The organism is Nitrosospira sp. CT, assembly GCF_059489795.1.
On the sequence record NZ_JCAHZJ010000065.1, the window covers coordinates 84,187 to 93,622 of the forward strand.

Genomic DNA, 9,436 nt, shown 5'->3' on the forward strand with positions numbered 1-9,436 from the left:
CAAAGCTATCCCGTGCGCTAAATGCAAAAATTTTCCGTTCTCCCACATGAAATGGCCGCAAGTCTCTGGCGTAATAGAGGTCTGATCGCGGCGCTCGTTAAACGCGAAGTCATCGGACGCTATCGAGGCTCCATCATGGGCATCGCCTGGTCCTTCTTCAATCCGCTGCTTATGCTCGTGATTTACACGTTCGTATTTTCAGTGGTATTCAAGGCGCGCTGGGGAGTGGGGGGAGAAGAGAGCAAAACAGATTTCGCGATTATTCTTTTCGTTGGCATGATTGTGCATGGCCTGTTCGCGGAATGCATCAACCGCGCGCCCGCCCTGATCCTGTCGAACGTCAATTACGTAAAAAAAGTTATTTTCCCGCTGGAAATACTCCCGTGGGTGGCCTTTGGCTCCGCGCTGTTTCACACCGTCATCAGCGTGGGCGTGCTGCTGCTTGCCCAGCTCCTTATCAGCCATCAACTACCCTGGACCGTGGTCCTTTTCCCCTTTGTCCTGCTTCCGCTTATTTTTATTTCGATGGGCTTCGCCTGGTTTCTGGCAGCCTTTGGCGTGTTTGTACGGGACATTGGACAAATCACGGGAGTGTTCACTACAATTTTATTGTTTATCTCTCCGGTGGTATATCCACTAAGCGCCTTACCGGAAAGATATCAAAGTTGGCTACAACTCAATCCGCTTGCATTCATTATTGAAGAAGGAAGAAAAGTGCTTATCTTTGGTCAATTGCCCCATATAGGACAATGGAGCATTATGATGACGGCGGGGATTTTGGTCGCTTGGGCAGGTTTCGCGTGGTTCCAGAAAACTCGCAAGGGGTTTGCGGATGTTCTCTGAAAGTCAAACCGTTGAGCCTTCCCTAGTCGCTCGATCAGTTTTCAAGGAGGAGGGTGAGAAAAAAGAAAGTAGAGATATACGAGCGAGTACCATCGATTGGGACCTGCGTCTAGGGCGAGAACAGTCACGTTTTTTCGCACAGCTAGCCATCGACCAATTGCCCAAGTGGTTTAAACAAGGGGTAGTTTCTGAAAATATGACTATCTGCGACTGGGGCTGCGCAGAAGCCGATGGAACTCAAGTTCTTGCATCTTTCTTTGGCCGAGACAGGTTGACCGGGGTGGACTTCTCCGAGATTGCTATCCAGAAAGCAGTTGAGCGGTATGGTGATCTAGATCTAAAGGTGGAGGATTGGCTATCCGAAGATGCTGAAGCAATAATCAAAAACTATGACGTTATATTTTCCTCGAACACGCTCGAGCACTTTTATCAGCCTTATGAAGTCCTCAAAAGCATTGCGAAGTTTGCCAACAAGCTTGTCGTTTTGATCCTGCCGTACCAAGAACTCGAATCTGTTGCGGAGCATCACCATGCTTTTCTTGCCGAGAATATTCCCCTCTTGGCCGATGACTCTCTTATGCTAGTGCATGCAAAAGCTATCGATAGCGGAAAATTTTCACCGATCTACTGGGAGGGTCAACAGATCCTGTTGATCTATGCCCGTGAAGGGTGGGTGAAATCACGAGCCTTAGGTCTAGGTGACATAGAATTACGTTCAGTGATAGATAACGATGATAACCAAATTGAAGAGACTCTTAAGCGCAGTAAAGCTCTAAGTCACTATAATGAGAAAATTGCGCAGCTCAGTCGAGCAGTGACTCAACGGGACGAGCAAATCGCAAACCTTGGTCAGGTGGTGGTTGAGCGCGAATCGCAAATAAGCAATCTGAATCAAACGTTAACTAAAAAAATCAATGAAATAGAAGCATTAAGAACCTCTACATCTTGGTTAATTACACGTCCAATACGTTTTATAAAAAAATTCATTCATAATCCAAGTCGAGCAAGTTATGACGGTCTCAAATTTATCTATTGGCGCCTCCCACCCCCCGCACGGCACCGACTTCATTGCCTAAGAACTTCGTTTATCCGGTATGCAACGAATCGCACATTTAAGAAAGACTCAAAAGTAGTTGCCAGGATGTTGCAAGCAATTGCAGCTAATGACGACAAACCGGTTGTTGTTTTTCGTCCGCTGATAGATTGGTATATTCCTCTTTTTCAAAGACCTCAACATGTTGCACAAGGGCTGGCAAGGCTCGGTTTCAATTATTTTTACTGCACCCATAAGGTTTTAAACGAGGAAAGTATTAAATTTTGTGAGATTGAAAAAAACCTTTATTTAACGAATCAATATGCGTCGGCTTTGGAAATGCCGAACTTGATTCTGCATTTCTACGCCCACGACATCACCTTAGAAATTAGTGAAATTAAGCATTATCAATCGAAGGGTTGCTTAATTGTTTATGAGTATATTGATGAAATTCATCAAGACTTGGCTGGAGTGGCAATACCCAAACATGTCTGGGAACGGCACGAATATGCTCTAAAAACTGAAGAAATTATGGTGATTTGCAGCGCGGAAAAACTGCTAAGGGAAGCTCATGCATACCGCCAGAAAAATGTGCTCTATGTTAGCAACGGGGTGGACATTGATCATTTTGCTGGCGTACAAAGAACAATACCTCCCTCCCAATTAAAGGATTTTGTTGATGTTGCAGTGCCAGTCATTGGATATTTCGGTGCGCTAGCAAAATGGTTTGATTACGAACTTATTGTTCAGCTTGCGGCTGCGCGACCGCTGTACAACATATTGTTGATCGGTTGGGACTATGATCAATCTCTGTCCAGATACCACCTCCATAAGTTCAAAAATATAAAAATTATCGGCCCAGTTGATTATAAAGAACTACCGCATTTTGCGGCTTGGTTCGATGTTTCAATAATTCCGTTTCTAATAAATGCGGTTACCGAGTCAACATCTCCAATTAAATTATTTGAGTATATGGCGTTGGGAAAGCCTATTGTCACCACTGATATGCCAGAATGCAAGCGGTACAAGTCTCCACTCATTGCAAAAGATCGTGACGACTTTATTTTAAAGGTCGATCGGGCGTTGTCTTTAAAGGATGAAGACGACTATATCGAGACCTTGCAAAAAGAAGCTAAAGAAAACTCTTGGCATAATAAAGCAGAAGCTATTTCTAGACTCATACACTCCAACCTTTGTGATGACAGGCCCTCTGTTCTTAATAATACGCCGCTCGAACTAGCAATCCGCCCGGAAAATAGCTGTGATTGAAGTAAAATTTTCTACTTAGGACTTAGGAGAGCAGCGATGAAGACAGCACGTTATACGGGAAGCCAGATATTCAAGATTCTTAAAGAGGCCTAGCACGCGTTCCATGACTATCCCTTTTTCAGTTAAAGGATGGCCAATCCATTAAGGTCCTAGCTAGCCGTCATTAGCGATTAGGGGTGTCATCGCTTCTTTAGAAGCTTCATACCATACCGGTATTTTGTCTGTGACTTGACTAAAACCTGCCTAGCAGCTGTTGTCATCCATTATCCTTTACTGTGCTTTTAATTACACTGTGCATTAGGTGGTGTATCACCTATGGGTTGGAGTACCCAAATGAGGGTTTTCGCTAGTGGTTGCATGGGTAGAGGCTGCCTGTTTCCGGAGACGTGAAAAGGATTTGCTAATGTCTTCTAACATTGCCATCAAAATCGAGAATCTCAGCAAGTGTTATCAAATCTATGAGCGACCGCGAGACAGGCTCAAGCAGTTCGTGCTCCCGCACTTGCAGAAGTTGACTGGGCGGCCTTCGAAGCAATGTTATCGTGAATTCTGGGCCTTGCGCGACGTTTCCTTTGAGGTAAAGAGAGGAGAGGCAATCGGTATCGTAGGACGAAACGGTAGCGGGAAGTCTACCTTGCTACAGATGATCTGCGGGACTTTGTCTCCCACCACCGGCACAGTTAAAACCAGCGGGCGCATTGCCGCTCTACTCGAACTAGGTGCGGGTTTCAATCCGGAATTCACTGGTCGCGAAAATGTTTATTTGAATGGAAGCATCCTGGGATTAAGCAACGAAAAAATAGACGAGCTGTTCGACCGCATTGCTGCTTTTGCTGATATTGGTGATCACTTAAACCAGCCTGTAAAAACATATTCGAGCGGGATGTTTGTCCGTTTGGCCTTTGCGGTTCAGGCACATTTGGAACCCGATATTTTGATCATCGACGAGGCTTTGTCCGTTGGCGATCAATTTTTTCAAGCCAAGTGCTATGCCGCTATCCGTTCGATGATGGAGGTGGGAACTACTGTTCTGTTTGTTTCCCATTCCGCGGCTACGATCAAGGCACTATGTCCGCGAGCCGTTTTGTTGAATAAGGGCAACATGGTCATGGACGGACCGGCGAGTCAGGTTTTAGATCGCTACTTTGTGCTCGGTTCTACTGAAATTGAATTGCCCACCTCCTCTTCGCAAGTCGCCGCGATAACCACGGACTCAGCAGAAAGGATTGATCAGCAAGTACGCTCTCAACTCCAACCAGCTTTCGAACGGCGTATTTCACAACGCGTAGGAACGGGCCAAGCAAGATTCGTTGAATGTCTTGTTCTTGTAAAAGGCGTTGAAACGATGGTCCTGGAAACGGGTTCCCCCGTACTTATCCAAGGAATTTTGGAGATTAAGGAAGATTGCCCATATGAGGGCGAAGTAGGTTTGGTCGTCTCCACCATTGAAGGCGTGGAGCTTTTCGCCATCAACTCCTTTTTCCAGGGATTGGCTGTGCCACCTCTAAAAGCGGGAAAACACCATATTCTACAATTTGAATTTATCTGTCCATTATCTACTGGCGCCCGCTACAGAGTCGATCTTGGATACCGCATGCCCATCCAAGGTGAATACGTGGACAAAGTATTCGCTGCAGCTGGCTTCAGCGTCATCAATCGAAGCGATAAAATCGTTCCCTTGCTTTTCGATGTCCCGGGCCAGGTTTCCGTTTTATAAACATATGAAGACATATCTCCCAGAACTGAAAATCTCCGATCTGATAACCGGGGTTTATACCGGAAATTGGTCGAAAGTAGACCATGCGCTCACCGAGCAGAAATATGAACGGCTCGGGTTGGAGCGAGCACTTGCCATCGTAAGCGATCTATTTATCCGTTTTGGCTCTCTACAGGGGTTGCAGATTCTTGATGTTGGATGCAACAACGGTCTTTTTGCCAAAACCTTGGCCACTCTCGGTTGCTGTGTTGTAGGTATCGATAACGGCGACATTAATGATCAAGGTCTATATGGAGATTTACAAACAGAGGCACCCTCCCAAGGATTTGAATTTCATCAAATGGATCTGCAGGATTTTTTGCGGTCGGATGACCGTCTCTGGGATTGCGTCTTGCTTCTCAGTGTCACGCATCACTGGGAAACCGGCTACGCCATGTCGGGCAAACGTAGGTATGAGGACGAAGACATACGCCATATTTTTAACGCGCTGCTTCAACGCACAAAGCACAGTATTTATTACGAATGCCCATTCAATGAGCCCGGTTTCGCACCGAATGCAGGCATTGCTTTCTTACTAAGACATTTAGCCGATTTGCCGCGGATGAAACTCTTGGGTCAAACTATCGGGCCTAATGGCTATTTGCGGGAACTGTGGAATCTGGAAGTAGAGTAACCCAATGCCCATCATAAACATCGCAGGCTTTGACCAGTATAAAACTGAGTATTCCTTAGGATCTGATGTAAATCTCCACTTCTGTTCCAAGGATTGCTTACTGTCCTCCGTAGACGAGCGCTCACGTATCGTTCGTACCGGACAGACCGAAAAAACCGCCGTGACCGTCATTCTGGATACTAATCATTTATTAGTGCCACTGACAGGAGCTGTGCGCCCTGACTTGCATATTTTGGGAGCACAAAGTGGTAGAAAAAATGCTCGGACCAATTGGGAAAGACTCTTGAGGCTGCGCCATCCCGCCTTAATGTCTGTTTACCGCTTATGCGATTGCACGGCTGAAGTGCAGATCCTCGACGGGCAAGAATTTGAAGATGCTGAAACGACGCCTGCGTGGAAAAAGATACGTGGGCTTACAGGGAAAGCCCGTTATAAATTTCCCACTCCCCCATACAAATTTGACGACTGGCGTCAGTGGATGGGTAGCCTGGCCGATGGCTTGGCACAATTGGAATCACTCGGATTGGCGCACGGCGATCCATTCCCCTTTAACGCCGTCTGTATTGGACAAACAGCAGCATGGGTCGACTTTAGCCATCTAACGGACGATGCCGAGCAAATAGTTAAGGATGCTTGGGCGTTTGTGCTCTTTACGGTGGTACATACCCACCGCCAGACGAATGTCTTTAGCAAAAAATTGTTGGAAAGCCTTGCCAAAACATTGATGACGCTTGATCGCCCTGGCGTTTTTGCTCGCATGCGCACGACTATTTGTGAAAATTACACCGACTTGACAGCAATAGAAGATCCACGCGTACCTAGCCTTCATATCGCTCAGGCCTTATCCGCCAGCTCCCGTCTAGCGCTTGGACATTCCGTCGTCACTGCATTACTCCTTAAAGCATCGTCTCAATATTTCTCAGATTTTCTGCATCATCTTCAAAAAAGCAGAAATTATTTCGTTGCCTTTCATGCGGATGCACAGCGCCATCGGCTATTAGAGCGTGAGATGTTGCGCCTGATGCAACCTAAGACTGAATCTCGGCAGAAAGTCGGCGAGTTGAATCTAATGTTGGCTGAGCGCGATGGACAAATCGCCAGCCTCAACCAAGCGGTGGCCGAGCGCGATACCTATATTTCCAAATTGAATAATCAATTGGCCCAAATTCAAAATAGCCGCTCATGGGGGATCACTAGACCTCTCCGCTTTATTTTCAGGATTGTCAAATGGCGAATGTTGACGGAAGGAGACCATGCCAAGCTCATTGATATAGCACGCGTCATCTATCAGAAGTTACCTTTGCCTTTTGAAACAAAATTTGTCCTGCGGAAGCACTTTTTTAAAATTAGCGGCTGGTCACCCACGAAGCCCGTATCTGTACAGGTCGTACAAGATATGGCCCAGCCCTCGTCGGATTTAAGCGCCATGCTTCGCACTACTGGCGTAGGTGGGAGACAACCTTATTTCGGCGTAAGGCACCCTCACGGAAGGCGCACGGTGGCTATTTTCACAAATCAACTTTTGGATTGGCACGATGGAAGGCCGAGATTCGGCGGCGGAGAGCGTTATGCCATTGAGTTGGCAAGACTTCTGAAAACACTTTCATTTGATATTACTTTTTTTCAACCGAGTTTCCAAGCGCCCGGTACTGGGGAATACTATGGGTTCAAGGTCGTTCTTCTGCAAATATCGGACTCAGTCGGCGAATTTCATTATGGGGTCTGTAGTAAATTTACTGAACTGACGGCGGATTTCGACCATGTTTATTATCATTTGCCGGAATATGCTTCCGGCAGAGTCCGCGAAGATGGCTTGATGACGTGTCACGGCATATGGTTTGATCACAATAATTATCCGAACTCTATCTTCCGTACTCCAGACTGGTTCCAACACTTGCATACAGCATTTTCGAACCCGCGAGGGATAATCAGTGTGGATACCAATTCCATCGGCGTTATCCGTAGCCTTTGGCCGGAACTGGCACCGAAGATGCATTTCATTCCCAACTTCTACGATGGTACAACATACGTACCGAAAATCGAGGAACGCAACCCTCAACGTCTTACCATCCTTTTCCCACGCCGCAGTCAGATTAATCGCGGTTCGAGAATTTTTGGTGAAATTGTTTCCCACATTCCCCATGATGTACAAATTATATGGCTCGGAGAAGGAGATCCTATTGATACTCGGATCATTAAAGACGTATGCGCAGAGGATAACCGTGTAAGATTCGAAGTGGCAGATTTTGACCAAATGCCTCAGTGGTATCAAAAAGCAGATATTGCCGTCATCCCAACTATCGCCTGCGAAGGAACCAGTTTATCGTGCATCGAAGCACTAGCCTGTGGATGCGCTGTTATTTCCACGAATGTTGGCGGATTGCCAGACCTTGTTTACGATGGATTGAACGGCCTGCTGGTCGATCCCAATGCTCTCAGTTTGGCCGGCGCGATTAACCGACTAATAGAGAACCCGCAGTTACGTCAAAGTTTGCAAAACCGCGCTGTCGAAACAGCGGGCAATTTCGAACTCAACGTTTGGCGATTCCGATGGGTTGAATTGCTCCAGTCATACGGTTGGATCAGTGATGCGTTTGCGGAGGCGTGGAAGAATGCCAAAAGTGTCCGGAATCTTCCTTTAACCTCTTTCAAACCTGAAAAATGGTTGATTTTAACGCGTAATGCCATTCATGGCGGCGTGGAGAGCCTGATTCGGGAAGAGGCAAAATGGCTGCGCGCGCCTGTCGTAGTATGTGGTGGCCATGATCTCAGGGATACCTGCCCGTTTGACTATGCCCGTGCTGATGACCCCCAAACTTTGGCCAAAATCATCACCAAATATGACGCAGTTCTTTACCACTGGTTACCTGATTGGTGCCTGGAAGTGCTGCGGCGATCTGGTAAACACACTCTGGAATTCGTCCATCGCACCGACACTAGTCAAAGTGACAAGACAGTCCCGACAGGCCTAGTTACCCATTCGGCTTTTTTGGCGAAATTTATTTACGAAAACTACCACCGTTCATGTCGAGTCGTAGATCACGCCATTGCCGTGGATCATTTCATACCCCCCCCCCGATTGGGGACATATATTGGTGCAATCACCAGCTACTATGAAATAAAAGGCATCGATATTTTCTTACAGGCTTGGGCGCTTATCAAAAATCAATTTCCTGAAGTTAGTGTCCGATTTTACGGGGCTGGCGACAACTTAGCGAGATTTAAAAAATTAGCAGAGGACCTGAATCTCGACGTGGATTTCAGAGGGCCAACCACTAGACCTTGGGAAGCCATGAAGGATTTCCGTTGCTTTGTTGCACCTTCTCGCCTCGAAGGGCTCCCTGTGGCCATCTTGGAAGCTTTAGCGATGAATATTCCCGTCGTGGCCACCGCACTTCCAGGTATAGTCGAATTTAACGAATTGACCCAAAAACGCGGGTATCAAACTAATGTTCGCATGGCCGAACCGGAAAATCCGGAAGATTTAGCCCAGATGATTGCCCAAACCCTCCGAAATACGGAACGCTTGGATTCAAACAAATATGTACGTAAATATTACAGCGCTGAGAAACATTGCTCCGACTTGATAAGTATCTACCGAGAAACCTGCCTTCACTGAGATTGAAAAAATGAAAGTGCAGTGTCGTTGGGAAGGCTAGATAGATAATGTAGCAACGACTTCCTTGCCCTTCGGCTAATCCTCAACAAAAGAATTTTTAACAAATAATGCGATAATTGCTACTAATAATTGTGGATCCCAATTTGGTTATTGATGGTTGTTTTGACCCTACCCCGATAAACCGTACCATTTAAAAGTAGAATTTCCGGCATGATTTTTACCTTTTTGGAAAGGAGTCATGACGTGAAGAAAAGCAAATTTACCGAGCAGCAGATTGCGTTT

At 46.4% G+C, this 9,436-nt stretch carries 5 protein-coding genes; all 5 read left to right on the forward strand.

Translation table 11 applies throughout. The annotated features are described in order from the left end of the window. Positions 1–21 precede the first annotated feature (21 nt). The 5 genes from AC52W5_RS11470 (at position 22) to AC52W5_RS11490 (ending at position 9,154) form a co-directional block, all read left to right on the forward strand. Entirely contained in the window at positions 22–843 is an 822-nt protein-coding gene (locus AC52W5_RS11470; protein ID WP_495671091.1) for an ABC transporter permease, read from the forward strand. Continuing rightward, a complete protein-coding gene (locus AC52W5_RS11475) occupies positions 833–3,145 on the forward strand; it encodes a methyltransferase domain-containing protein (RefSeq protein WP_495671092.1) in 2,313 nt (770 codons plus the stop codon). The genes AC52W5_RS11470 and AC52W5_RS11475 overlap by 11 nt, the downstream gene beginning before the upstream one ends. A 403-nt stretch (positions 3,146–3,548) precedes the next feature. After that, entirely contained in the window at positions 3,549–4,862 is a 1,314-nt protein-coding gene (locus AC52W5_RS11480) for an ABC transporter ATP-binding protein (protein ID WP_495671093.1), read from the forward strand. A 4-nt stretch (positions 4,863–4,866) separates the two neighbouring features. Next, on the forward strand, positions 4,867–5,535 hold the full coding sequence (locus AC52W5_RS11485) for a class I SAM-dependent methyltransferase (RefSeq protein ID WP_495671094.1): 669 nt from the start codon (positions 4,867–4,869) through the stop codon (positions 5,533–5,535). A 4-nt stretch (positions 5,536–5,539) separates the two neighbouring features. Further along, positions 5,540–9,154 carry a glycosyltransferase family 4 protein gene (locus AC52W5_RS11490; protein WP_495671095.1) on the forward strand — a complete coding sequence of 1,205 codons (3,615 nt, stop codon included), beginning with the start codon at positions 5,540–5,542 and terminating at the stop codon, positions 9,152–9,154. Positions 9,155–9,436: the final 282 nt, after the last annotated feature.